The sequence below is a fragment of the Alteromonas sp. 4NH20-0056 genome, from assembly GCF_057539655.1.
Genome location: NZ_BAAJLS010000003.1, coordinates 369009 through 393152, shown reverse-complemented (window position 1 = coordinate 393152; position 24144 = coordinate 369009). Strand labels below are relative to the sequence as shown.

Here is a 24144-nt window from a genome sequence, read left to right as displayed (position 1 = left end):
GTCGCCAACAACCTGAAATCTGCATATTAACGTTTAGGTTGCCGTGCTTAGAAAGCGCATTTTAGCCAACGTTCACTTTTTATTTATTCCTTTAATTATCGCGCAAAAGCCGTAAGTGAGTAAGTACCAACTTGAATTTTACTCGCGTTTACTTGTCACACGAGATAGCATAATGACAAGCAACTTAGGAACTGTACTATGCGCATTAATATTCATGGAAAATATTGGCTCTCGGCCCTTACGCTACTGACAAGCGTCCATACGTCATCAAGTTTCGCTTCTGAAACATTCGCTTCATGTACGGCATCGCTTGAAGAGCAAGCCATTAACCAAGGCGTCAGCCAAGACACCATCGATGCTATTTTTCCGTCTTTGGTCCATCAAGACAGAGTCATTGAGCTAGACCGTAGTCAACCAGAGTTCGTACAAACATTTCCAGGCTATTTCAGCAAACGTGTGACCGACTGGCGCACTGAAAAAGGGCAAGAAATGTATGCCAAGCATAAGACTTTGCTGCATACGCTAAGCGACAAATACGGTATCCCCCCACATTATCTCTTATCGTTTTGGGGTTTAGAAACCAATTTTGGAAGTTACCGCGGTAAGATGCCTGTGCTTGATTCATTGGCCACTCTGGCTTGCGATCCACGGCGTAGCACGTATTTCACTCAAGAGTTTTTGGTAGCTGTCAAACTGTTTGAGCGCGAGTCGTTAACACGCGAAGAAATGATTGGTTCTTGGGCTGGTGCAATGGGGCACACCCAGTTTATGCCCTCTGCATACACACACTATGCCATTGACGGTGATGGTGATGGAAAAATAAACCTCTTTAACAGCGAAGAAGACGCCCTTTCTTCTGCGGCTAACTTCTTAGCAAGCTTAGGCTGGCAACGCGGTTTTCGTTGGGGGCGAGAAGTCGTCCTTCCAGAGAATTTTAATTATCAACTTTCTGGCTACAAAAACAAACGTTCACTAAGTGACTGGAGTGCACTCGGTATTGCAAAAACAGACGGCGCACCACTAGGTGAAGACGACACAACCGCCTATGTGATTGTTCCTGCTGGGCATAACGGCCCTGCGTTTGTTGCATACCAAAACTTCAGGGTAATAATGCGTTGGAACAACTCTGAGTTCTACGCACTTGCAGTGGGTGTATTGGCCGACAGAATTGCAGGGGCGTCAGGCATTAAAGCGCCGCTCCCTGACTTACCAGCCTACAGTCGACAAGACATTATTGCCCTGCAGAAGAAACTTAACACGTTAGGTTATGACGTGGGTAAGCCAGACGGCATTATTGGCCCTGCCACGCGAGAAGGTATTCGTAACTATCAAATTGCTAACGATATGGTAGCCGATGGGTTCCCCGGCCTGAATGTTATGGAGTCGCTAGCATTAAAGCCAGCATAAACAGAATATATGAAGATAGTTAGTGCTCACAAATAGTAAACACTAACTTGTAAGATTGAGGCGATGGAAGAGTATTACCCCATCGCCTTTTTTGTTTTATTGGTGGGCATAGCGGTTGCAGGATCGTCCGGCCAAAAATGCTTGGGATACCGCCCTTTCATTTCTTTTTGTATTTCTTTATAACTTCCTTTCCAAAATGCCCCTAAATCGCCGGTTGTTTGCAATGGACGGCCAGCCGGAGACAACAGCTCACACAGCACGGTTACGCGCCCCTGCGCCACAGTAATCGGCGTCGCTTGGGAGTACATTTCTTGCATCTTTGCCGACAAATACACATTCCCATTGTCGCGGTAATCAAGTGCCACTTCGCGGCCGGTAGGTATCTCAATCGCGGTTGGCAAGAATGTCGCCAACGCATCTTGCTGTGGCCACGACAACGCATTATTTAACATTTCGTTCCACGGCAAAGCGTGTAACGCTTTAAGCGACTGTACCTCACCCATTTTATCTAGCAAACGGTCTTTGGCGTGTTCTAATACGTCTTGTAATGTCGAAGGCCACGGTTCGGGTTCGTTAAAGGCTTGGGGCTGCGGCAGTGCGAGCGTTTCGGCAAGCTTAACGCGATACCACCACTGCCATGCATTTACGGATAGTGGCCATTGTGAGTAAGGTAAGTCACTCAAATACACAAGCCATGCATCGCAAGTTTTCAGTTTGATACTCTCTGCATTTTGGGCTTTATCACTGCCGCTCACAGGGTTACTCGCCAGCTCTATACTGAAAAACCCGACCACATTCCTAATATCCATTCCCCCTTTATCGGGGTCGAAACTTACTTTTTGCGTTTCGATAAATGCTTCAGGATAAAGCGCCTTAAGAAGCGATTCATCTATTGGCTGCGCTGCTCGAATTTTTACCGTGCTACCAATGTGCTGCCCATGCAAAGCTGCTAGCCATGGAGCGTCTACACTACCCTCAACCTCTCCTCCTTTTCCGCTGGCAAATTTATAGCTGCCTTGCCTGTAATACGCTATCTGCTTTGGAAAAGCGAGCGCTATACAGCTTGCAATGGCGTCATCATCGAGCAACAACATGTCTAATTCACTTGGCGGTAAACCAACATAAGGAGCGTATCGTTTAGCCTGGCGGGTAAGGGTATCTCTGACACTAAATGGCAAAACACGAATTATCGAAGAAACGTTAGTGTCATTAGACGGCGGCAGCTGACTTTCACTTAATGCCACGACAAAAGGCGCAGCTAAACGCATGGCTTGCTGAAGCGAGTCGGCTACCCCTTTCACACCCACTTTACACTGTAAAAGCATATGCGCTAGGTTAGGGTGGCAAGGCAACAAGGCAAGCTCGCGTCCATACCCCGTTAACACATCGTTATTGAGCGCATGTATTGCGGTTAAATTTGCTCGTGCAACGCGTTGTTGTGCCGCCGTTGGCGGCGTTAGTAACGCCAATTGTTCTGGCGATGTTCCCCAACTGTAGGTATCCAATAAAAATCGACTTAAATCTTCTTGCTCTATTTGCGCTGGAGAATGTGACGCTAGCCGTTCAAAGCTACTCTTTGTGCATAATCGATAACAAACGCCTGCGCTAACGCGGCCTGCTCGACCTGCTCGCTGAGTAGCCGATGCACGGGAAATACGCGTTGAAGTAAGCTCGGTAAAACCGCTGCTTGCATGATAACGCGCTTTGTTCTCCCACATACTATCGACAACGACTTTCACGCCTTCAATAGTCAGACTGGTTTCAGCAATGTTCGTAGCAAGTATAATCTTTCTACGCCCTTCGCTATCCGGAGAAATAGCGTGTGTTTGCGCGTCTTTATTGAGCCCACCGTGTAAAGTAAGTAGCGCGATGTCATGCGCTTCTGACAATGCACTTAGGCCACGAAAAACAGCATTTATTGCACCGATGCCCGGCAAGAAAACTAATATATCCCCCTCATGTGCACGAACCGCTTGACGAGTTGTCGACACCGTTGCCTCTATCAACTCATGGGCTAATACGTCATTGGCATACTTAATATCAACGGGGAATGTCCGGCCTTCCGCATTTAAGTGGGTAACGTTACGGTCTGTTGATGATGTCATTAGTGCGAGCAACGGGTCTATATCAAGTGTGGCAGACATAACCACTAAGCGAAGGTCTTCGCGTAGACCCGTTTGTACCTCAAGGGCAAGTGCTAAGCCAAAATCACTATGAATACTGCGCTCATGAAATTCATCAAAAATGACGGTTGATATCCCGCTTAGTTCGGGGTCGGCCTGGATCATCCGGCTTAAAATTCCCTCAGTAATGATTTCAAGTTTTGTATCGTGACTCACCTTACTCTCGCCACGAACGCGATACCCAATGGTTTTCCCGACAGGTTCGTTGAGTATGCTGGCTAAGTAATGCGCAAGACTACGCACCACAACACGTCTGGGCTGCATAAGTAGTATTTTACCTGTTGTCGTAGACGCTAAAAGCGCAAGGGGTAGTACGGTGGATTTTCCTGCACCAGGAGGCGCGCCGATAACAACATTGTTATTCACAATGCTCTGCTGTAAACGTTCAACAAGTTGCGCGGCAGGAAGATGAGACAAAGACTGAAACATGGCGGTTCATTAAACTGAGACAAACTAATCTGCGTATTGTACCTAACTAGCCGTATAATACTGTTTTGTTTTTATATAGCAGGTTTAGCATAAGGGAGAAACGAATGCGTTGTTTTATAGGGATTGATTTAGCACCATCTGAAAAATTGGCGCTAGATGCTTGGCGTGAAAAAGCACTGCCAGACGTGTTGCCCAAACAACACACTCCACCCCATGTTAAGCATCAGCGCGCTCACGCATCGGTTTTATCGTCGCCCCCGTACGCGATACCTGCCGCTAACTACCATATAACACTTTGCTTTTTAGGTGACATTACCCACCGCCAACATGACGCCATAATAAGTGAACTCGATACGATTGTAGCCCCGCCCTTTTCTGTCATGTTAGACACTGCCGGCGTGTGGAATGGGCCTAAAATTCTAGTTGCTGCGCCCAGTGTCAAAGAGCCTGCGCTTGTCGAATTGGCTCGAGCAACACGTAAAGCCGCTCGCGCCAGCAATATCACCGTCGAAAAAAGAGATTATCGCCCTCATGTAACCGTTATTCGAAAAGCCAACCATACGTTACCTGTCCCAGGTTTTTCACCACACATTGACCTGGCAGTATCTGCATTTCATTTATTCGAATCGGTCTCTACGCCGAGCGGTGTCACCTACCCAATAAGACACAGCTGGTCACTGCAACATTCGATGTCTGTGAGAGAACAGCTACGAAAAGGCTTGATTTAACACTGAATACAATCGTTTATGCGGTATTAGTTATATCAATTAGTTGCGTAACTCTCACGCTAAAGGGCTTTACTTGATTCGTTAGGCTCGGTAAAAAGGGTGACTGTTTTTTGATTCGTTACCTCACCCATGCAACAAACGTTTAGATTAGTAATAGACTGCCCCGACCAAATCGGCTTGGTTGCCAGTGTTTCCCAATTTTTAGCCGACCATAGCGCGACTATCGTTGAAGCCAATCATCATACCGACCTTAAAACGGGTCGATTTTTCATGCGACATGAGATTGGCGCTGATTCGTTACGCCTTGATTACGACAGTTTTTTGAAAGAATTCACGCCCCTAGCACACGAATATCAGATGAATTGGAAGTTAACTGATTCATCGAAAAAGCAACGGGTGGCGCTGCTTGCAAGCGTTGAGTCTCATTGCCTAGTTGATTTACTTCATCGTTGGCACACCGGCGAGCTTGCCTGCGATATTCCCTGCATTATCGGTAATCACCCACAAATGAAGCAATTTGCCGATTGGTACAAAGTACCCTTTCATTGGGTAGACTTTAAAGCGCTGGGTAAAGAGGCTGCATTTGGTCAGATATCGACGTTACTGGATGAATACAAGGTTGACCTGACAGTACTGGCGAGATTCATGCAAATTCTGCCCGATACACTTTGTCAAAAGTTAGCTGGAAAAGCGATAAACATTCATCATAGCTTCCTGCCAAGTTTTGCAGGGGCAAAGCCCTATCAGCAAGCGTACGATCGAGGTGTAAAACTTATCGGTGCAACGTGCCATTACGTCACAAAAGACCTTGATGAAGGCCCAATTATAGAGCAAAGCGTAAAACGCATTAGTCACAGCGACAGTGCTCCAGACATGGTCAGAAAAGGTAAAGACTGCGAAGTTAATGCCTTAGCCCACGGCGTGCGTTACCACTTAGAGGACAGGGTGATTATTCATCATAATAAAACCGTGGTATTCGCGTAATCATAATACAACTTAGGGGACCGCGAGGCACAACGTAACGTGGCTAGCGGTTCTTCCTATTCGTTAAATAAACCATTAGTAGTTTGCCCTACCATTTAAGCATTGCGCTAAATGTGTCGGAAGAGACGCATATGGCATACTTTGTTCACCTGCGTACCGAGAAACGATAGATTCAACTTTCCCATTTTGCTTTAAAAGGTTTAACGCATTTTGAAGGCTCGTCGCTACAGCAGGGTCACCGTCTTTATTTAATGCTAGGAAGTTTCCTCCCAACGACGCATCATCAATCGCTAAAACCGGAACAACATCGTCTATATTGAGACCCGCTTCATGCAATTGAGACGCTAGCGTTAAAGAAGAGCCTATCATTAAGTCCATCCTTTCGAGTCTGAACATTTTAGAATCGTCGTGCTTGTTAGCAAACGTGAGGAAGTTCTCTCCTTCTTTAAAGCCCATCTTTTTCAAGACGGCTTCGTACGTATCCCCTCTTGCAATTCCCACGGTATAGTTTTTTAGCGAGTCACTATTAGTCACCACAATGTCATCTCTACTTTTCAGTCGGTAAAAACACCCATGACTTGAAACTAACGGCCCTACCCAAATAAAGTAATCTTCACGGTTCGGCGTTCTAGCAGTAGAAAATATGCCACTATTTGGCTCTGTAGAGGCCATTTTAAATGCTCTTTGCCAAGGCAGCAGCTCGAACGTACAGTTCACTTTTGCGATACTACATGCCGTTGATATAAGCTCGGCATTTATCCCAACGACGTTATCTCGGCTACCAAAATTATAGGGTGGGAAATTTTCAGTGAGTAACGTTAATTCAGACGCATGCGACGCCATACAAAACAACAACAGTATTGAGGCAGATAGATTTTTCATAATACACGGCGATGTCATAATGTTTAATTGAGTGTACACGAACAATACAAATATCGCATAAAGTAGTCAGTTTCCATAAAAAATAGATAGCTTTATTACTACACCGAGACGGCTTTGTAGGTAGCGACACGACTGTTCCGCGGTTATACAACAGGTAATTACGGTAAAGGACATTTAATCTGAAATGACTATGGCATAGTATGGAATACAGAAAGAAAAGCCGTCATGTTGAACCCATTGCTATAACGACATTGAGTTTAACACCGGATAAATAACCATAATAAAGACAGGATACTCCATGGGTAAATTCAAAACGTCACTTACTGCTATGGCAGTAGTACTTGCATTAGGTGCATGCTCAGAACAAAAAGCACCAGAAACCGCAATGGCTGACAAAAAAGAAACGGTGATGGCCGTTGACAATGTACTTCTTCAGGCATTTCAAGGCCCCTACGGTGGCGTACCTGCTTTCGATAAAATGAAACTTGAAGATTTAAAGCCTGCGCTTGAAAAAGCGATGGCATTAAACTTAGAAGAAATCGAAGCGATTGCGAATAATACCGCGGCGCCTACTTTCCAAAACGTTATTGTTGAGATGGAAAGAGCGGGTGACGAACTTGGTCGTGTATTCACGTATTACGGTATTTGGAGCGCCAATAAATCAAGCCCTGAATTTCGTGAAATTCAAGCAGAGATGTCACCGAAGCTTTCTGCCTTCTTTTCAAAAATAACGCAAAACGAAGCGTTATTTGAACGCGTAAAAGCGGTATATGAGTCTGACGAAATGCAGACATTAACACCCGAAGAACAACGTATCACATGGATGACATACAACAGCTTTGCACGTAACGGTGCTACGCTCGATGGCGAAGCGAAAAAGCGTTACGCAGAAATTAACCAAGAGCTTGCGACGCTACACACTAAATTCTCTAGCAACATCTTAGGCGATGAAGAAAATTACGTTACTTACATTACTGAAGAGCAACTAGATGGCTTACCTGCGTCGTTTGTGAAAGCATCGAAGGCTGCTGCCGAGTCGCGCGGTGAAGAAGGCAAATATGCGATCACTAACACCCGCTCTTCTATGGACCCATTCTTAACGTACTCTACTAACCGAGAGCTCCGTGAGACGGTATGGCGCACATACTATAATCGTGGTGACAACGGTGATGCGCTTGATAATAACGATATTATCAAACGTATATTAACCCTTCGCGATGAGCGTGTTGAACTATTAGGGTATGAAAATTACGCACAATGGCGTTTAGAAGATCGCATGGCTAAAAACCCTGAGAACGCCATGGACCTTATGATGAAGGTATGGCCTGCCGCTATCGCCCGTGTTGAAGAAGAAGTGGCAGATATGCAAGCCATTGCTGATTCAGAAGGCGCCGATATTACTATTGCGCCTTGGGATTATCGTTTTTACGCAGAAAAAGTGCGTAAAGCAAAGTATGACCTTGATTCAAATGAAGTTAAGCAATACTTACAGCTAGATAAACTTCGTGAAGCGATGTTCTATGTAGCAGGGCGGTTATTCAACTTTAACTTCACACCGGTTGAAGCGGGCAAAGTTCCAGTGTTCCATGAAGACGTGAACGTATGGGAAGTAACAGACAAAGACTCAGGCGAGCATATTGGGCTGTGGTACCTAGACCCGTTCTCTCGTAAAGGAAAGCGTTCAGGCGCGTGGGCAACAACGTACCGCTCTTACACAACGTTCGACGGTAAGAAAACCGTGCTGTCTTCAAATAACTCTAACTTTGTAAAAGGGGCCGAGGGAGAAGCAACGCTTATCTCTTGGGATGACGCAGAAACCTACTTCCACGAGTTTGGCCACGCACTTCATTTCTTATCAGCAGATGTGAAATACCCATCTTCTCACTCTGGTGTACGTGATTATACCGAGTTCCAATCACAGTTACTTGAGCGTTGGTTAACGACAGATGAAGTTATTAACCAGTTCTTAGTACACCATGAAACCGGCGAACCTATTCCTGCAGACTTAGTCGCAAAAATTAAAACTGCTTCTACGTTTAACGAAGGGTTTAAAACCACCGAATATATGGCATCAGCCATTATGGACTTGAAGTACCATACTACTGACCCAAGCACTATTGAGCCAGATACCTTTGAACGCGATGAACTCACTAAATTAGGTATGCCAGAAGAAGTCGTAATGCGTCACCGTTCACCACACTTCGGTCATGTATTTTCTGGTGAAGGCTATGCAGCAGCTTACTACGGTTATATGTGGGCAGAAGTTCTGACGGCCGACGCCTCTGAAGCGTTTATGGAAGCACCGGGTGGTTTCTATGATAAAGAAGTAGGCGACCGTTTGGTTAAATACCTATTCGCGGTAAGAAACGCCATGGACCCAGCAGAAGCGTATCGTAAGTTTAGAGGCCGCGACGCGAAAGTTGACGCTCTGATGCGTGACAGAGGCTTCCCTGTTCCAGAGGGTACAAGCGACAAATAGCCACAATGACGTTGTGCAAAAGCCGTTTTAGTGAAAACTAAAGCGGCTTTTTTCTTGACCTTATAGTCAGATTTAATTAAGAATCATTAAAGATGCGTGGAATGCAAGCTAAGAGTTCGGCTCAATAATAATAATACGTTGCCGATAAGATGACGTTAGCGATACCAAATCAATAGCGCACAACCTATAACGATAAGAATGATCCAAGACGTGCAATGCCTGCAATGCTCAGTCACTTTTTCAGCATAAACTTACGTGGTCGGAAGTCATGACTTTCAGTATTAAACAAAAACTTATTCTTTCTCTTATGGTCGCAGTGTTGGCTGCGGCTATTCTTGTCGGTTCAATTAGCCAATGGATTGCTCGCGATCTTGTTAAAGACAATATGGAGCAATTGCAACTTCCCTCCCTGCTGAAACAAGTGGGTAATAGAGTAGACAGGGAAGCTAGCGTTATGCTTACAGTTGCACATAGCATTGCCTCAAACCCAGACATTCTTGCATGGTCAGCGGCGGGCGCGGATACTGCTGGTGAACAGCAACTCCTTAACTTTCTTGGTGACATTGTTTCGTTCAATGATTTAACGGTTGCGTCGTTTGTTGATAGGCAAACCTATAAATATTGGAATCAAGACGGCTTTTTACGCGTACTTCAAAACGACAAGTTTGATGGATGGTTTTTTGCCTACAAAGACAGTGGCGAACCCATTTCACTTAGTTTGTACAATGAAACTGGTAAAGGTTATCGGCTGTTTGCAAACTACCAACAGGTGAATGGTAGAGGCATGTCTGGCGTGGCCAAATCGGTAGACGAGCTATTAGACATTATTAACCACGTTAAAATAGCAGAAACAGGGTTTGTTTACTTAGTTGATGGGAACGGCACTATTATTGCGCACCCAGATACCAACCTACTTGGAAAGGCACAGTTAAGTACTGTAAGTTCTAACGAAGTACAGCGCGCATTATTACAAAAGCGCGGGTTCGCCATGGCAACAAGTGATTCATTAGGCACTGATACGTTATTTGCGACCACCTATGTCGAAAAATCCGGATGGTATGTCGTCGCTCAAGTGCCTGAACATGAACTTTATGCCTCTTTAAATGCCGGCAGCAGGCAAATTATTATTTGGTCAATAGCCATAGCCGCAGCCTTTGCGTTAATCGGTATTTGGTTAGCTGGTACGTTAACTCGACCGCTAGAATCACTCGCCGACGTATTCCAACAGCTCGGCCGTGGTCAAGGTGACTTGCGCTCACGTATTCCGGTACCCGAGCAAAAAGAAACCGCCCGTTTAGTTGAAGGGTTTAATAACTTTATCGACCACCTTCACGGCACCATCTCGTCGGTTGCACAAACCAGCCATGCCCTTAAAGCGTCTGCAAAAGATGTGGCGAAACAATCACAACACACAGAGCACTCAACAAAAGGTCAGCGCGATCAAACATTACAGGCAGCGACAGCACTTACCGAAATGGGCAGCACTGTTAATGAAGTAGCACAATCAGCAACCCATGCTGCTCAAAGCGCTAACCACGCACTAGGTAGCTCAACTGAAGGTCGAGTGATTACCCAAAAAGCGGTCGTTGCGATAAACCATCTATCGAGTCAAATTGAAGAAGTCTCTACCGTCATTCAATCTCTTGATGCTCATACCGCGGCAATAGGCGGGATTTTAGATACAATTCGCGGCATTTCTGAACAGACAAACTTGCTTGCACTAAATGCGGCCATAGAGGCAGCTCGTGCCGGTGAACATGGAAGAGGCTTTTCTGTGGTTGCCGATGAAGTAAGAACGCTTGCACAGCGAGCCGCTCAAGCGACAGATGAAATACAAGTTAAAATAGATAAGTTCCAGCAAGACTCAAGTTCAGCCGTTGCACAAATGCAAAACAGCAAAGCACAAACGAAAGACGTGGTGTTAGCCACAAGTGAAATTGATACGTTACTTCAGCGCATTGCGGAGCAAATAGAGCATATTAACGACGTTAACACGCAAGTGGCGACGGCAACTGAGCAGCAAGCGATGGTAGTTGAGGATATCAGCAGAAGCATTAATGAAATAAGTGAGTCAAGTGAGGACACGCTCAGTACCACACAAGTGTTGGTATCGGTAAGCGACAAACTTGATGAGCTAGCTAACGAACTCTCAGAAGAGGTCGACCGTTTTACGCTATAGTGTTAAAACGCCATTGCGTACTGGACTTTAATCTGGCTGTCGTGGTTTTCTCGCCACGGCAGCGTTAACGCCGTACTATTTGCATCCCACGACTCCCGAAGCGCCGCTATGGTTAACGTATGGGAAGACGCATTAAAAGGTACTTCAACGTACAGACCTGCTGTTGTACTCGTAGGAAGCTGAATAACATCCGCAACGGGCACTGACATTTCGTGTTCAGGTTTTATTTTATGGCTTAGCCCTACACGATATCCATCCCCTTTCCACCAACTTACCACTTCGAATTCATGTGTTCTTACACGCTGTGATAGTACCCCATAATTCAGTAACCCTCGGTTGTAATTCACCCGAGCTTCAATGTTAAATGTGGGAGTAAGTTGCTGGGTCAGTGAAAGTTGATAACGCTTTTGTTTGCAGCCTTTAAAACTGATTTTATTTTTAATGAGGGTGAGCGAGAACGCATCGTTACTGCTTACGTACTTATTTAACCATTCCTGTGCATTTTCAACATCTGAGGCTAACGCACACTGCATATGAGCGGTTGCTCCCGCAAATGAGATAGCAAAAAACCATGCTCTATTTCGCTTCATATTCACTCTCAACGCTGGTTAAAAATTAACACATAGCTTGAGTATAGACACGAAGTGAGTGGTTTAATATTAGACTATCGATACTTTTAGATAGGTATTTATAATTGAAGCTAAATTAGCGACTAGACACCGTTGCTTTTGTTAGCGAAGCCGCACGCGTTTTGGTTTCCTCTTCAGTAAACCAATAGTCTCCCGATTTATCGACACACACGCCCTCTACTTGCTGATAGTTTTCTAATGACCACACATTTACCAATACAAAGTTTGTATTCGCTTGTGCCATGAAGGCTGCAAAGTTACCAAAAGGGTCAGACTTATAGCCGACGAAAACATACACACCACGAGTTTCATCGTAATCTGCACCGGTTATAACGCCAGGCAAGCCCTCTATCTGTGCGTAAGGCAGTAAAGATTCACTGGTAGCGGTAATATCGTAAACATGGGCAATACCGCTACGCCAACTTTTCGAAAACAAAAACAGCCTATCATTTGCGGCGACCATCGCTTCGGCGTCAAAGTCGTGTGCATAAGGAATATTGCTAGACACGCGGTTTGCGGCGTAGCTGATTGCGCGCGTTGTCGTCGGCGACGTATTCTTTTTGGGGTATTGTATTATCGATAAGTCGGTTCGTTTGCCTTTGTTGTTTCCAACATCAGCGATGAAAATGGAATGTTGGTCAGCCGCGATAGCTTCCCAGTCAATATTCTTCTCTTTAATCTCCGTTGCAGAGACGATTTCGCCTTCATAGCTTATTTCGTAAATAACCGCCGCATTTCCAGAGTCATTGATTGAAAGCATGCTTTGTTCATTACAATGCAGCCCCGAGGTTTCTGCTAATGCCTGAGGCAAAACACGTAGAGTGCTTAGCGTAATTGAATCTGGTGAAATCGTTGAGCTGCACCCCAAAAGGGTACTGATTATGGCGGCGATAAGAACAAAACAACGAGCTAACACGAAATACTACTCAAAAATAGAGAACAAAATAGTGAAAGCAAAGTACTATGACCGGACAGTGAGTACAATAGTTACCGCACTAATAAGTGATCCAGCTTGCGTGTTACCCTGTTTTAATACGCTTAAAACAAACGCATTTATAAACTATATTTAATATGTTGCTTGTACGGAACGAATAAAAAGGAAGAATTTGTGTCAGACCCTCTTTTGTCCCTTGTCGCCGTTGGACTATTGTCCATCAGCTGCCAGTATTTAGCGTATAAAATCCGCTTACCTGCCATTCTTCCATTACTTATTGTAGGGATAGTTGTCGGCCCTGTTTTCGGCGTGCTAGACGCTGATGCCTTATTCGGCGACCTACTGTTTCCTGTTGTGTCTCTCTCCGTTGCCATTATTTTATTTGAAGGTGCGCTCACGCTCAAACTAGGCGATATAGCAGGCCACGGTAATATGGTAAGGAACCTGTGCAGCATAGGCGTGCTGGTAACTTGGGTCGTGGCTGCCATTGCCGCTCATTACACCTTAGATCTTTCGTGGCAACTCAGCTTTCTCTTCGGCGCTATTGTAACCGTCACTGGGCCTACTGTTATCGTGCCTATGCTACGAACGGTTAGACCTAACACAAACTTAGGGAATATCCTTCGTTGGGAAGGTATTATTATCGATCCTATCGGCGCACTGCTCGCCGTATTAGTCTTTGAGTTTATTTTGGCTTCTCAAGGTAATGCCATAACTCATACGCTCATCACCTTTGGAAAAACCATTGGTATTGGTAGTTTGCTCGGTTTGGCGTCCGGCTATTTACTCGGCATCTCAATTCGACGTGACTGGATACCGCACTACCTGCTTAATACCGCGGTACTAACCATTATTCTTGGCGTGTTTGCTGCCTCAAATTATGTTGCGCATGAGTCTGGGCTGTTGGCCGTTACCATTACCGGTATGGTGCTGGCTAATATGAAAGATGTAGACGTAGAGGATATTTTAGAGTTTAAAGAAACACTAAGCGTTCTGCTTATCTCTGGTTTATTTATCTTACTTGCCACCCGACTCAATTTAGCGTCGATAGAAGCCGTTGGCTGGGGCGCCCTTGTAGTTATTGTCGCCATTATGTTTATCGCAAGACCGCTATCTGTTTTAGTGTCATCGATAGGAACAGGTTTGAAATTCAACGAGCTTGCGTTGCTTAGCTGGATTGCACCACGGGGCATTATTGCTGCCGCTGTATCTGCACTGTTTTCACTAAAGCTTGAAGAAATAGGCTATGAGGGTGCTGAAATCATCGTCCCTATGGTCTTTTTAGTGATCATCGCGACCGTCGTGGTGCAAAGTTTAACGTCACGTGCGGTGGCAACCTTGCTCAAGGTACGAGCACCGGCGCCGACAGGCTACCTTATCTTTGGGAGCAGCAAATTTAATCGTATGCTTGCGAAAGAGATGATCAATCAAGAGATGACGGTAACGGTTGCCGACACAAACTGGGATGCCATCAGAGAAGCGCGCATGATGGATATCCCCGTGTATTTTGGTAATCCTATGTCTGACCATGCAGCGCGACATCTTAACATTGCTACGTTTGGCACAGTGTTAGTTATGTCACCTTATAAGCAATTAAACCCGCCTATTGCCTATCATTTTGAATACACGCTAGGAAAAGAAAAGGTGTGGGCGCTTACTAATAACGAACAATCGACACGACCCAGTCACCAAGTAAGTAAACAATACGCTCAAAAGCTGACGTTATTTGATGAAGGCGTAACTTATGGCTACCTCGCCTCTTCTGTTGCAAAGGGCGCGACGGTCAAGACAACGCGGCTGTCTGAAGAATTCACCTTTGAGCAATACAATGATGAATACGGAATGAGAGTATTACCATTGATTGCGATAGACGCAGAAGGCAAAACGTATACCTTTATTGATGGCAATAGTATTTCACCTAAGGCGGGATGGAGAGTCATTAGTTTGATATTGCCACAAACAGACGACGTACCGGTTTAAAACAAGAAAGCACCCTATTTTCCGCTAGGGTGCTTCCTCATGAAAAGCATATTATACTAAGACAATATTCTTTGTTGTCGCGGTATATAGATGTTGGTTTTACGCGTAATTTTTATAATAACCTTGCTTCTATTTGGTGTGTTGCAGGTCAACGCTTCAGAGATTGAAGAGATTGAGCAATTACGCGAAAAAGGTGAAATAGTAGTTGCTCAGCGCCGCGCGCTACAACTCCTTGAAAGAGCCAAGCTAACGGGTGATACGCAACTTAAAGCAGACACACTTTTTCAACTTGCCCGTAACGTCATGGAGCAAAACAACTATCCCGATGCCCAGCAATGGCTTAACCAAGCGATAGTTATCTATCAGGACCTCGATAACCCATTATCCATAGCAAAGACCTATCGCCAGATAGGGTTGACCTACCGCTACCAATCTAACTATTCCGTTTCACTTGAATATCTTTATATGGCACTCGCCATTTTTCAGTCACACGGTTCACAGCGTGACATTGCTTCTATCAATAACAGTCTTGGTCTGGTGCTCGAGAAGATGGGGCAATTCAACGAAGCGGTAACGCATCATCAAAAGGCACTTGAAGCTAATTATGCATTGAGCAATCAACAAGGTATTGCATCTGCGCTTTATAATCTTGCTGATGTACGCCGTGTAATGGGCGATTACGAACTCGCACTCGATTATTTTAATCAAGCCCTGACTATTGATGAGGCCAACGGCAACAAAAAGGACATTGCCTACAGTAGCTACAAAATTGGATACGTAAATATGCAAGTGGGTAACTATGATGTTGCAGCTCAATATATGCATCGCGCTCATTCTCTTTTTGTAGACATTGGAGCGAAGCGCGATATTGACTGGGCGCTTTCCGGGCTCAGTGATTTAGCCTACAAGGAAGGCAAGCTAATTGAGTCAGAGTCAATGGTGAAAGGGATAATAACGCGGGCAAAAGAAGGCCAATATCGAAGTCTATTGCTCGATGCATATCAAACGCTTATTGAAATCTATCGTTCACAAGAACGTTATGGCGACGCGATACCTCTTATTGAAGAGGCCATTTCGCTTGCTGAAGAAATGGGAGAATTGCACCAAGTTTCACAATTATTGGCACTAAAAGTCGATATCCAAGAAACCGTTGGCGAAATAAGTGAAGCCTATAAAGCATTAAAACTGCAGAAGCAGCTTGATGAAAAGCTCTTTAATCAGAATAGGCTAGATTCCTTAGCCTCTGTACAAGCGCAAACTGAATTCATTCGCCAGGCACATGAAATAGAACTACTAAAGCAACAACAGGCAGTTCAAGAAGTAGAGCTAAATAGTGAACGAGAAAATAGACGGTATCTTTTTTTAGTTTTTGCAGCGCTTTCCGTCATTGCATTCTTATTTTATTCGCGCCGAGCACAGCTAAACTATACAAAGCAATTAAAACAAGAGGTTAGCGAACGTACCGTAGCGCTTGAAAAAGCCAATAACGAATTAGAGGCAATGAGCTTAACCGATAATTTAACAGGGCTGCATAATCGTCGTTTTCTTGAAGCTGAAATCGAGGCGGATATCACAAGGGTGCTAAACACACACCAACAAGCAAAGAGTTCTCTTATAGCCCCCACAGACCTGTGCTTTTTCGTTATTGATTTAGACAATTTTAAGCAGATTAACGATACTTATGGCCATAGCGTTGGGGATTCAGTCTTAAAGCAAACCGCACAACGACTTAGCGATATTTTTGGCGAATCTGACTATCTGATCCGCTGGGGCGGCGAAGAATTTGTCGGGGTCGCCCGCTCTGTTGACAGAGAAGAAGCAGCATCGCTAGCGCGTCGTATTGTTTGTGACATGCAGAACACTCCCTTTTCGCTAAATGGTGGCCTAGAGAAAGCTATCACGTGTAGTGTTGGCTTCGCATGCTTTCCCTTTACTAGCGAAATGGACACAAAACATTCACTTGTTAGCCCGTTAGACACCATCTTTAATGCTGCGGATCAGTGCTTATATGCGGCTAAGGCTTCAGGTAGAGCAACCTGGGTAGGAGTGGCAGATATTGTTGAACATACCGCGCTATCCCTGCCGGCCTCAATAGAAGCGTTAAAGGCCTTAGAAGTTAAAGGGATGATTAAGCTGTCTTTGGACACTAAGCCATAATCAGTAAAGTAACCACAGGCTATACAGCGGTACCGCGACGTCACGTAGCCATGTCGGGGCAGTATCGTCTCTGGTTAGTAAACAGGAAAACACAATAGGTCGTAAAAAATGAAAGGCCTAAAGCAAGAAAACACCCTGCCTTACGACAGGGTGCCTCTACCTGGAAAACGTGTAATTTGGTGCTCTGTATTACAAAGCGTTGTTTTTTTATTTTTACCGCCATTACGCCGTCGGGCATATAAAAGCAATGAATACGCCAAAAAATCAAAAGCTCTAAAAATCATGCATTTACATAATTAAACGCAGGGAAATAAGTATTTTAAAAGCAATAAATGAAGATAATGGTGCAGCTTCGCATCATATTGGTGACCAATTTTTAAACAGCGCTGTTGTAAAACCCAATGTACGGGAGTTTTATGCGACATAGGGCATAATACACGTCAGTGTTTTCTCGACAGCGCCGTTATTTTCATCAAGTACTTTTCGTCCTTCTGCGCCTGCTTGTTGGCACGCATCCGGCGACGTAAGCCATTGCGATACTAAATTAACGATAGCGTCGGCATCAGGAGTGATTGAAAGCGCGCCACGCGCAGACAAGTACTCGCAAATAACGGGGTTATTATAGGTGTGCGGCCCCATCATAATCGGAACTGAAAATGCAGCAGGTTCTAATGCATTATGACCGCCCCTGTCTGCAATTGAGCCACCAACAAATGCAGCAGTAGCAATTGAATAGGCCACATTTAGCTTGCCCATTTCATCCAGTAATACAACGCGTACCTCTCCTGGAATTACCTCTACTTCGCTCGTTCTAACAAATGTAATATTATTAGTGTCGAGTAGCTTTGCGACAACGTCGAAACGCTCAGGATGCCGTGGAACCAGAATAAGCCTAAGGTGTGGAAACAAAGGTTTAAGTGCTTTGTAGGCGTCGAGCAGTACCTGTTCTTCTGGTTCGTGCGTACTTCCCCCTACGATAGCAGCGCCATCGCTTTGGCTAATACCTTTAAATGATGCGCCAGTAACATTGTGTGTACTTACTTGATCGAACTTTATGTTATTCGTGAGGGTTACCTTATCGGCTCCAATTCCTAAAGAAAGGTAGCTTGTATAATCCCGTTGTCCCTGTGCGCAGACATGAGTCAACTTTTTAAGCATGGGCAAAAACAGTGCATTAACTTTCCCGTACCGGCGTGCCGAACGCTCCGTCATGCGGGCATTTACAACAAAGGTAGGTATGTCTCTTATCCAGCATTCGTGGATAAAGTTCGGCCAAAGCTCGACTTCAGTAACCATTACCGCTTTAGGTTTGATACGACTTAGCATCGCTGCCATCGAGAGCGAGAGGTCAAAAGGAAGGTAAAAATGATGAACAGTATCGCCATATATATCGCGTACTCTTGCTGAGCCCGTTGCAGTCGATGTTGTAATAGTAATTTGAGCGTCGGGCTCGTTATTCATTATTTGCTTTATTAAACACGACGCAGCCACCACTTCACCAACTGAAACACAGTGAAATAGATATCCATTTAACTTTTTAGGCGATGCGACAAAACCGAAACGTTCGAATCGTTTACCTGAGGCGCCTGCGTTATACATGGATTTTTTTCGTATCAGCAACAGGCAAACAACGGGCATTAATAAGATAAGGAGGAGTGAATATGTCCATCGACACAGTTCTTCAAAAAATGAAGGAGAGTAGTGAACGTTTTTAGCGCTTTTCATTCGCTATACCTTTCGTTTTTTCGCTATAACGTGCGTTGTTATCGCAGTCTTTTAAGGAATGCTATTTTCACAAAACCGGTAGCATACAATACGCTATTGTAACCGCTTTATTAATTAATTCAGAAAAACACAAGATTATCATCGAAACTATAAATATGAATAGGCACAAAAAAGCCGCTCGAAAGCGGCTTTTTATATCGTTATAAAAAAGTCAGCGATTAAACGCTAGCTTTTTCTACAACATCTACAAGTGTCCAATTTTTATTTTTAGACAATGGGCGACATTCACGTACTGTTACTACGTCACCTTGGTTGCAAACGTTGCTTTCATCGTGTGCGTGAAGCTTAGTAGAGCGCTTGATGAACTTCCCATAGATAGGGTGCTTAACAAAACGTTCAACTACAACAGTAATGGTTTTATCCATCTTGTTGCTAACCACACGACCTTGCACTGTACGAATTTTTTGCTCAGTCATTACGCATCAGCCTTTTGAGTCAAAATGGTTTTAACACGCGCGATGTTACGACGTACTTTTCTCAACTGGTCAGTTTTTTCAAGCTGGCCTGTTGTGTGCTGCATGCGCAGGTTGAACTGTTCGCGTAGCAGGTTAATTAACTCTGCGTTCAGCTCTTCTACGCTTTTTTCTTTCAGTTCAGTCGCTTTCATTACATCACCGTCCGAGTTACAAAGGTTGTTTTAAATGGCAGTTTAGCCGCCGCCAATTCAAACGCTTCGCGTGCAAGATTTTCAGGAACACCTTCCATCTCGTAAAGCACACGACCAGGCTGAATTTGGCATACCCAGTACTCAACGTTACCTTTACCTTTACCTTGACGCACTTCTAGAGGCTTCTCAGTAATTGGCTTGTCAGGGAAAACTCGAATCCAAATTTTACCTTGACGCTTAACGTGACGAGTCATAGCACGACGCGCTGCTTCGATTTGACGCGCGGTCATACGACCACGGCCAACTGCTTTAAGGCCGTAAGTACCAAAGGCTACAGTGTTTCCTGCAGCTAAACCGCGGTTGCGGCCTTTATGCATCTTACGGAACTTCATGCGTTTTGGTTGTAACATGATTAGCCCTCTCGCTTAGCGTTGCGGCCTTTCTTCTTAGGTTGAGCAGCTGGTGCTTGCTCTTGAGTTGTAGGTAGTCCACCTAGAACCTCACCCTTGAAGATCCATACTTTAACGCCGATGATGCCGTAAGTAGTTGCAGCTTCTGAGGTTGCGTAATCGATATCTGCACGGAATGTGTGCAGAGGAACGCGACCTTCACGGTACCATTCTGAACGTGCGATTTCCGCGCCGCCCAAACGACCACTAACTTCAACTTTAATACCCTTAGCACCTAGACGCATTGCGTTCTGAACTGCGCGCTTCATAGCACGACGGAACATAACACGACGCTCTAGCTGGCTAGAGATGCTGTCAGCGACTAACTGACCATCTAGCTCAGGCTTACGTACTTCAGCGATGTTGATCTGAGCTGGCACACCGGCAAGCTTAGACACATGGTTACGTAACTTTTCTACGTCTTCGCCTTTCTTACCGATTACAACGCCTGGACGAGCTGTGTGAATAGTCACACGGATGCTCTTAGCAGGACGCTCGATCACGATTTTAGAAAGTGAAGCGTTTTTAAGTTGCTTAGTCAGATACTGACGTACCTGATGATCATTAAACAGGTTGTCTGCATAATCTGCAGTATTAGCGTACCAGGTAGAAGTCCATGGTTTGCTGATACCCAGGCGTATACCTGTAGGATGTACCTTCTGTCCCATTATCTACTCCTAGTTATCCGCTACAACCACAGTAATGTGACTGCTGCGCTTAAAGATACGATCAGCACGGCCTTTAGCACGTGTCTTGATACGCTTCATAGTTGGACCTTCGTCAACGAAAATCTTGGCAACGACTAGCTCGTCGATATCCGCGCCTTCGTTGTGCTCTGCGTTAGCAATCGCAGACTCCAAAACTTTCTTTACTAGCGCTGCGCTTTTCTTCGGGCTGTACGCAAGAACTTCTAAAGCTTTCTCTACGTGTAAACCACGAATTTGATCCGCAACCAAGCGTGCCTTTTGAGCCGACGTGCGGGCAAAACGGTGTTTAGCTAATGCTTCCATCTTCCTACCCCTTAACGTTTAGCTTTCTTATCCGCGACATGGCCGCGGTAAGTACGCGTTGGCGCAAATTCGCCCAACTTGTGGCCGACCATTTCGTCACTAATAATGACAGGTACATGTTGTCGACCGTTATGGACCGCAATGGTCAACCCAATCATATCTGGGATGATCATAGAACGACGAGACCAAGTTTTGATTGGTTTACGTTCGTTCTTTTCCACTGCAGCCTCTACCTTCTTCAGCAAGTGAAGGTCAATAAAAGGACCTTTCTTGAGAGAACGTGGCATGGTGAATCCTCGCTGTTACTTGTTACGACGACGTACGATAAGTTTATCGGTACGCTTGTTGCTTCGGGTTTTCTTACCTTTGGTAGGAACACCCCAAGGAGTTACTGGGTGACGACCACCTGACGTACGTCCTTCACCACCACCGTGTGGGTGATCAACCGGGTTCATGGCAACACCACGAACGGTAGGACGGATACCACGCCAGCGAGTTGCACCAGCTTTACCTAGTGAACGAAGCATGTGTTCTGCATTGCCCACTTCACCAATGGTGGCGCGGCAATCAGATAGTACTTTACGCATTTCACCAGAACGTAGACGTAAGGTAACGTAGTTTCCGTCACGTGCTAGGATCTGAGCATAAGCACCAGCAGAGCGTGCAATTTGTGCACCCTTACCAGGCTTCATTTCAATTGCGTGTACAACAGTACCTACTGGGATATTACGCATAGGTAATGTGTTACCAGACTTGATCGGAGCATCCGAACCTGACTGGATCGCATCATCTGCTTTCATACCCTTTGGAGCCAGAATGTAACGACGCTCACCATCTGCATACAATACTAGTGCAATGTTAGCAGAACGGTTAGGATCATATTCTAAACGCTCAACTTTGGCTGGAATGCCATCTTTGTTGCGTTTAAAGTCGATCACACGGTAGTGTTGTTTATGACCACCACCGATGTGACGAGTTGTAATACGACCATGGTTGTTACGACCGCCAGATTTGCTGTTCTTTTCAAGCAAAGGTGCGTACGGTGCACCTTTGTGCAGGTCAGGGTTAGTAACCTGAACAACGTGACGACGACCGGCAGAAGTTGGCTTAGCTTTCATTAATGGCATTTCTAATCCCCTTCTTACTCAGCGCCACCGACAAAGTCGATGTCCTGACCTTCTTTAAGAACCACGTAGGCCTTTTTCCAGTCGCTGCGTTTACCGAAAGACTGACCGTGACGCTTGGTTTTACCCTTCACGTTTACAGTGCGAACGCCTTCAACTTCAACTTCAAACAGTTTTTCAACTGCTGCTTTGATTTCAGCTTTGTTCGCGTCTTTGGCTACCTTAAATACAACTGTGTTGTTCGCTTCAGCAGCCATTGTAGACTTTTCTGAAACGTGAGGTGCTACTAGCACCTTCAGTAGACGTTCTTCTTTCATGCTAACGCCTCCTCAAGTTGTTTAACCGCATCAGCAGTCATTAGCACTTTTTCGAATGCAATCAAGCTCACTGGGTCGATGCCTGCAACGTCACGTACGTCAACTTTATATAAGTTGCGTGCCGCTAAGAACAAGTTTTCATCAACTTCAGGAGTAACGATAAGAACATCATTTAGTTCATATTCGTTTAGTGCAGCGATAAGAGATTTAGTCTTAGGTGCGTCAACACCAAACTTCTCTACCACGATCAAACGATCTTGACGGATTAGTTCAGACAAGATGCTCTTAATTGCACCACGGTACATTTTCTTGTTAACTTTTTGGTCGAAGTCACGAGGCTTTGCAGCGAATGCACGACCACCGCCAACCCAAATTGGGCTACGGATAGTACCAGCACGCGCACGGCCAGTACCTTTTTGACGCCATGGCTTCTTACCACCACCACGTACTTCAGCGCGAGTCTTCTGCGCTTTTGTACCCTGACGAGCTCCTGCACCGTAAGCTACAACGACCTGGTGTACCAGGGCTTCGTTGAATTCACGTCCAAAGGTCGCTTCGGATACTTCAAGAGCGCTTTGCGCATCTTTCAATGTTAATTCCATCAGTTCACTCCCCAGACGTTACGCTTTAACAGCTGGCTTTACGATTACATCGCTGCCAGTTGCGCCAGGTACGGCACCTTTCACTAAGATAAGGCTATTTTCTAAGTCTACACGTACTACTTCCAAAGATTGAGTAGTCACTTGCTTGTTACCAAGCTGACCAGCCATTTTCTTACCTTTGAAAACTTTACCTGGTGATTGGTTTTGGCCAATTGAACCAGGTGCACGGTGTGACAAAGAGTTACCATGCGTCATGCGTTGAGAACTGAAGTTCCAACGTTTGATTGCGCCTTGGAAACCTTTACCTTTAGATGTACCAGTTACATCAATTTTTTTAGTGTCGTTAAAGATTTCAACGGTGATTTCACCGCCAACTTCAATATCGGCACCTTCGTTATCTTCTAGGCGGAATTCTGCTAGAGTACGACCTGCTTCAACACCAGCTTTAGCAAAATGACCTGCTTCAGCTTTGTTAACGCGGTTCGCTTTCTTAGTTCCAACAGTAACCTGAAGAGCGCGATAACCGTCAGTTTCTTCAGTGCGTAACTGAGTAACACGGTTTGGGGTCGCTTCAATAACAGTCACAGGGATAGACGTGCCATCTTCAGTGAAGATGCGGGTCATACCCACTTTACGACCGATTAGACCAATCGCCATTGTTAAAACCCTCTCTTGTTAGCCCAGGCTGATTTGAACATCAACACCGGCAGCCAAGTCCAAACGCATCAACGCGTCAACTGTTTTATCAGTTGGCTCAATGATGTCTACTAAACGCTTGTGAGTACGAATCTCATATTGATCACGTGCATCTTTATTTACGTGAGGAGATGTCAATACTGTATAGCGTTCTTTGCGAGTAGGCAGAGGAATAGGACCGCTGACCTGAGCACCAGTACGTTTCGCCGTTTCCACGATTTCAGCCGTAGACTGATCGATCAACTTGTGATCAAACGCTTTTAAACGAATACGAATTCTTTGATTTGGCATCGATTAAGCTCCAATCGAAAGAACAAAAAAATTCACCTTTTCTCTTCCGTTTTATATTGGAAAGAAAAGATGTGCGTAAACCGATGGTTCCCAATTGGAACCCTGTTCTTTTTCCTAACACGCCTGTAGTAAGGTCAATCGCAATGATTTACTTACTTCGCTGGCAACCACCCTAAAAACAGTGAGGTCGCGGTTAGAAACATTGCCCTATTTGGGCAGTGGGCGCGAATTATACAGAACTGAGTTTGCATTGCAACTACAAGATCGCTTTTTGTACACACTAGTACAGTGT

General features: G+C 45.1%; 24 protein-coding genes. 8 read left to right on the top strand and 16 right to left on the bottom strand.

What is annotated here, in order from left to right; all coding sequences use genetic code 11:
* Window positions 1–198: 198 nt before the first annotated feature.
* Window positions 199–1407, top strand: coding sequence for a lytic murein transglycosylase (locus tag AC27EZ_RS07870; protein ID WP_487134807.1), 1209 nt, complete (start codon window positions 199–201; stop codon window positions 1405–1407).
* 74 nt (window positions 1408–1481) lie between these two features.
* Here the strand turns inward: AC27EZ_RS07870 and hrpB are convergent, their stop codons facing one another.
* Window positions 1482–4019 carry an ATP-dependent helicase HrpB gene (hrpB, locus tag AC27EZ_RS07865; protein ID WP_487134806.1) on the bottom strand — a complete coding sequence of 846 codons (2538 nt, stop codon included), beginning with the start codon at window positions 4017–4019 and terminating at the stop codon, window positions 1482–1484.
* A 104-nt stretch (window positions 4020–4123) separates the two neighbouring features.
* Here hrpB and thpR point away from each other — a divergent pair, with 104 nt between their 5' ends.
* Together thpR and purU are read left to right on the top strand one after the other, a co-directional pair.
* Window positions 4124–4747 carry an RNA 2',3'-cyclic phosphodiesterase gene (thpR, locus tag AC27EZ_RS07860; RefSeq protein ID WP_487134805.1) on the top strand — a complete coding sequence of 208 codons (624 nt, stop codon included), beginning with the start codon at window positions 4124–4126 and terminating at the stop codon, window positions 4745–4747.
* Window positions 4748–4876: 129 nt separating this feature from the next.
* Window positions 4877–5731 carry a formyltetrahydrofolate deformylase gene (gene purU / locus AC27EZ_RS07855; protein WP_487134804.1) on the top strand — a complete coding sequence of 285 codons (855 nt, stop codon included), beginning with the start codon at window positions 4877–4879 and terminating at the stop codon, window positions 5729–5731.
* Between the two features lie 75 nt (window positions 5732–5806).
* Here purU and AC27EZ_RS07850 read toward each other — a convergent pair whose 3' ends face one another.
* Window positions 5807–6613 (bottom strand): substrate-binding periplasmic protein, encoded by an 807-nt coding sequence (locus AC27EZ_RS07850; RefSeq protein ID WP_487134803.1) that lies wholly within the window; start codon window positions 6611–6613, stop codon window positions 5807–5809.
* A 298-nt stretch (window positions 6614–6911) separates the two neighbouring features.
* Between AC27EZ_RS07850 and AC27EZ_RS07845 the strand changes: the two genes are divergently transcribed.
* On the top strand, window positions 6912–9092 hold the full coding sequence (locus AC27EZ_RS07845) for a M3 family metallopeptidase (RefSeq protein ID WP_487134802.1): 2181 nt from the start codon (window positions 6912–6914) through the stop codon (window positions 9090–9092).
* Window positions 9093–9360: 268 nt separating this feature from the next.
* Entirely contained in the window at window positions 9361–11271 is a 1911-nt protein-coding gene (locus AC27EZ_RS07840) for a methyl-accepting chemotaxis protein (RefSeq protein ID WP_487134801.1), read from the top strand.
* 2 nt (window positions 11272–11273) lie between these two features.
* On the opposite strand, the gene AC27EZ_RS07835 is transcribed toward AC27EZ_RS07840, so the two are convergent.
* Entirely contained in the window at window positions 11274–11861 is a 588-nt protein-coding gene (locus tag AC27EZ_RS07835; RefSeq protein WP_487134800.1) for a hypothetical protein, read from the bottom strand.
* Between the two features lie 115 nt (window positions 11862–11976).
* Window positions 11977–12816: a hypothetical protein gene (locus AC27EZ_RS07830; protein WP_487134799.1), complete on the bottom strand. Its 840-nt coding sequence runs from the start codon at window positions 12814–12816 to the stop codon at window positions 11977–11979.
* Between the two features lie 192 nt (window positions 12817–13008).
* Between AC27EZ_RS07830 and AC27EZ_RS07825 the strand changes: the two genes are divergently transcribed.
* The 3 genes from AC27EZ_RS07825 (at window position 13009) to AC27EZ_RS07815 (ending at window position 17271) form a co-directional block, all read left to right on the top strand.
* On the top strand, window positions 13009–14814 hold the full coding sequence (locus AC27EZ_RS07825; protein WP_487134798.1) for a cation:proton antiporter: 1806 nt from the start codon (window positions 13009–13011) through the stop codon (window positions 14812–14814).
* A gap of 90 nt (window positions 14815–14904) precedes the next feature.
* Window positions 14905–16971, top strand: coding sequence for a tetratricopeptide repeat-containing diguanylate cyclase (locus tag AC27EZ_RS07820; RefSeq protein ID WP_487134797.1), 2067 nt, complete (start codon window positions 14905–14907; stop codon window positions 16969–16971).
* A gap of 108 nt (window positions 16972–17079) precedes the next feature.
* On the top strand, window positions 17080–17271 hold the full coding sequence (locus AC27EZ_RS07815; protein WP_487134796.1) for a hypothetical protein: 192 nt from the start codon (window positions 17080–17082) through the stop codon (window positions 17269–17271).
* A gap of 114 nt (window positions 17272–17385) precedes the next feature.
* Here the strand turns inward: AC27EZ_RS07815 and AC27EZ_RS07810 are convergent, their stop codons facing one another.
* From AC27EZ_RS07810 to rpsJ, 12 genes are all read right to left on the bottom strand, one after another.
* Window positions 17386–18696, bottom strand: coding sequence for a 3-deoxy-D-manno-octulosonic acid transferase (locus tag AC27EZ_RS07810; protein ID WP_487134795.1), 1311 nt, complete (start codon window positions 18694–18696; stop codon window positions 17386–17388).
* 218 nt (window positions 18697–18914) lie between these two features.
* Window positions 18915–19172: a 30S ribosomal protein S17 gene (rpsQ, locus tag AC27EZ_RS07805; RefSeq protein ID WP_421133337.1), complete on the bottom strand. Its 258-nt coding sequence runs from the start codon at window positions 19170–19172 to the stop codon at window positions 18915–18917.
* The gene (rpmC, locus tag AC27EZ_RS07800) at window positions 19172–19363 is read right to left on the bottom strand and encodes a 50S ribosomal protein L29 (RefSeq protein ID WP_014947980.1); all 192 of its coding nucleotides are present in this window, start codon (window positions 19361–19363) and stop codon (window positions 19172–19174) included. The genes rpsQ and rpmC overlap by 1 nt, the downstream gene beginning before the upstream one ends.
* Complete coding sequence (gene rplP, locus AC27EZ_RS07795) at window positions 19363–19773, bottom strand: 50S ribosomal protein L16 (RefSeq protein ID WP_014947979.1); 411 nt, start codon at window positions 19771–19773, stop codon at window positions 19363–19365. Before rplP ends, rpmC begins: the two co-directional genes overlap by 1 nt.
* 2 nt (window positions 19774–19775) lie before the next feature.
* Entirely contained in the window at window positions 19776–20480 is a 705-nt protein-coding gene (gene rpsC / locus AC27EZ_RS07790; RefSeq protein ID WP_421133336.1) for a 30S ribosomal protein S3, read from the bottom strand.
* 9 nt (window positions 20481–20489) lie between these two features.
* The gene (gene rplV / locus AC27EZ_RS07785) at window positions 20490–20822 is read right to left on the bottom strand and encodes a 50S ribosomal protein L22 (protein ID WP_487134794.1); all 333 of its coding nucleotides are present in this window, start codon (window positions 20820–20822) and stop codon (window positions 20490–20492) included.
* Window positions 20823–20833: 11 nt separating this feature from the next.
* Window positions 20834–21109, bottom strand: coding sequence for a 30S ribosomal protein S19 (gene rpsS, locus AC27EZ_RS07780; RefSeq protein WP_012516961.1), 276 nt, complete (start codon window positions 21107–21109; stop codon window positions 20834–20836).
* Between the two features lie 15 nt (window positions 21110–21124).
* The gene (gene rplB, locus AC27EZ_RS07775; protein WP_487134793.1) at window positions 21125–21949 is read right to left on the bottom strand and encodes a 50S ribosomal protein L2; all 825 of its coding nucleotides are present in this window, start codon (window positions 21947–21949) and stop codon (window positions 21125–21127) included.
* 14 nt (window positions 21950–21963) lie between these two features.
* Window positions 21964–22263 carry a 50S ribosomal protein L23 gene (gene rplW / locus AC27EZ_RS07770; protein WP_421133333.1) on the bottom strand — a complete coding sequence of 100 codons (300 nt, stop codon included), beginning with the start codon at window positions 22261–22263 and terminating at the stop codon, window positions 21964–21966.
* A complete protein-coding gene (gene rplD / locus AC27EZ_RS07765; protein WP_421133332.1) occupies window positions 22260–22865 on the bottom strand; it encodes a 50S ribosomal protein L4 in 606 nt (201 codons plus the stop codon). Before rplD ends, rplW begins: the two co-directional genes overlap by 4 nt.
* Window positions 22866–22883: 18 nt before the next feature.
* The gene (gene rplC / locus AC27EZ_RS07760) at window positions 22884–23522 is read right to left on the bottom strand and encodes a 50S ribosomal protein L3 (RefSeq protein WP_487134792.1); all 639 of its coding nucleotides are present in this window, start codon (window positions 23520–23522) and stop codon (window positions 22884–22886) included.
* An 18-nt stretch (window positions 23523–23540) separates the two neighbouring features.
* Window positions 23541–23852 (bottom strand): 30S ribosomal protein S10, encoded by a 312-nt coding sequence (gene rpsJ, locus AC27EZ_RS07755; RefSeq protein WP_006012796.1) that lies wholly within the window; start codon window positions 23850–23852, stop codon window positions 23541–23543.
* Window positions 23853–24144: the final 292 nt, after the last annotated feature.

Coding starts and splice junctions, on each gene's coding strand:
- AC27EZ_RS07870 (WP_487134807.1), top strand. CDS start 199: ATGCGCATTAATATTCATGGAAAATATTGGCTCTCGGCCCTTACGCTA.
- hrpB (WP_487134806.1), bottom strand. CDS start 4,019: ATGTTTCAGTCTTTGTCTCATCTTCCTGCCGCGCAACTTGTTGAACGT.
- thpR (WP_487134805.1), top strand. CDS start 4,124: ATGCGTTGTTTTATAGGGATTGATTTAGCACCATCTGAAAAATTGGCG.
- purU (WP_487134804.1), top strand. CDS start 4,877: ATGCAACAAACGTTTAGATTAGTAATAGACTGCCCCGACCAAATCGGC.
- AC27EZ_RS07850 (WP_487134803.1), bottom strand. CDS start 6,613: ATGAAAAATCTATCTGCCTCAATACTGTTGTTGTTTTGTATGGCGTCG.
- AC27EZ_RS07845 (WP_487134802.1), top strand. CDS start 6,912: ATGGGTAAATTCAAAACGTCACTTACTGCTATGGCAGTAGTACTTGCA.
- AC27EZ_RS07840 (WP_487134801.1), top strand. CDS start 9,361: ATGACTTTCAGTATTAAACAAAAACTTATTCTTTCTCTTATGGTCGCA.
- AC27EZ_RS07835 (WP_487134800.1), bottom strand. CDS start 11,861: ATGAAGCGAAATAGAGCATGGTTTTTTGCTATCTCATTTGCGGGAGCA.
- AC27EZ_RS07820 (WP_487134797.1), top strand. CDS start 14,905: ATGTTGGTTTTACGCGTAATTTTTATAATAACCTTGCTTCTATTTGGT.
- AC27EZ_RS07815 (WP_487134796.1), top strand. CDS start 17,080: ATGAAAGGCCTAAAGCAAGAAAACACCCTGCCTTACGACAGGGTGCCT.
- AC27EZ_RS07810 (WP_487134795.1), bottom strand. CDS start 18,696: ATGAAAAGCGCTAAAAACGTTCACTACTCTCCTTCATTTTTTGAAGAA.
- rpsQ (WP_421133337.1), bottom strand. CDS start 19,172: ATGACTGAGCAAAAAATTCGTACAGTGCAAGGTCGTGTGGTTAGCAAC.
- rpmC (WP_014947980.1), bottom strand. CDS start 19,363: ATGAAAGCGACTGAACTGAAAGAAAAAAGCGTAGAAGAGCTGAACGCA.
- rplP (WP_014947979.1), bottom strand. CDS start 19,773: ATGTTACAACCAAAACGCATGAAGTTCCGTAAGATGCATAAAGGCCGC.
- rpsC (WP_421133336.1), bottom strand. CDS start 20,480: ATGGGACAGAAGGTACATCCTACAGGTATACGCCTGGGTATCAGCAAA.
- rplV (WP_487134794.1), bottom strand. CDS start 20,822: ATGGAAGCATTAGCTAAACACCGTTTTGCCCGCACGTCGGCTCAAAAG.
- rpsS (WP_012516961.1), bottom strand. CDS start 21,109: ATGCCACGTTCTCTCAAGAAAGGTCCTTTTATTGACCTTCACTTGCTG.
- rplB (WP_487134793.1), bottom strand. CDS start 21,949: ATGCCATTAATGAAAGCTAAGCCAACTTCTGCCGGTCGTCGTCACGTT.
- rplW (WP_421133333.1), bottom strand. CDS start 22,263: ATGAAAGAAGAACGTCTACTGAAGGTGCTAGTAGCACCTCACGTTTCA.
- rplD (WP_421133332.1), bottom strand. CDS start 22,865: ATGGAATTAACATTGAAAGATGCGCAAAGCGCTCTTGAAGTATCCGAA.
- rplC (WP_487134792.1), bottom strand. CDS start 23,522: ATGGCGATTGGTCTAATCGGTCGTAAAGTGGGTATGACCCGCATCTTC.
- rpsJ (WP_006012796.1), bottom strand. CDS start 23,852: ATGCCAAATCAAAGAATTCGTATTCGTTTAAAAGCGTTTGATCACAAG.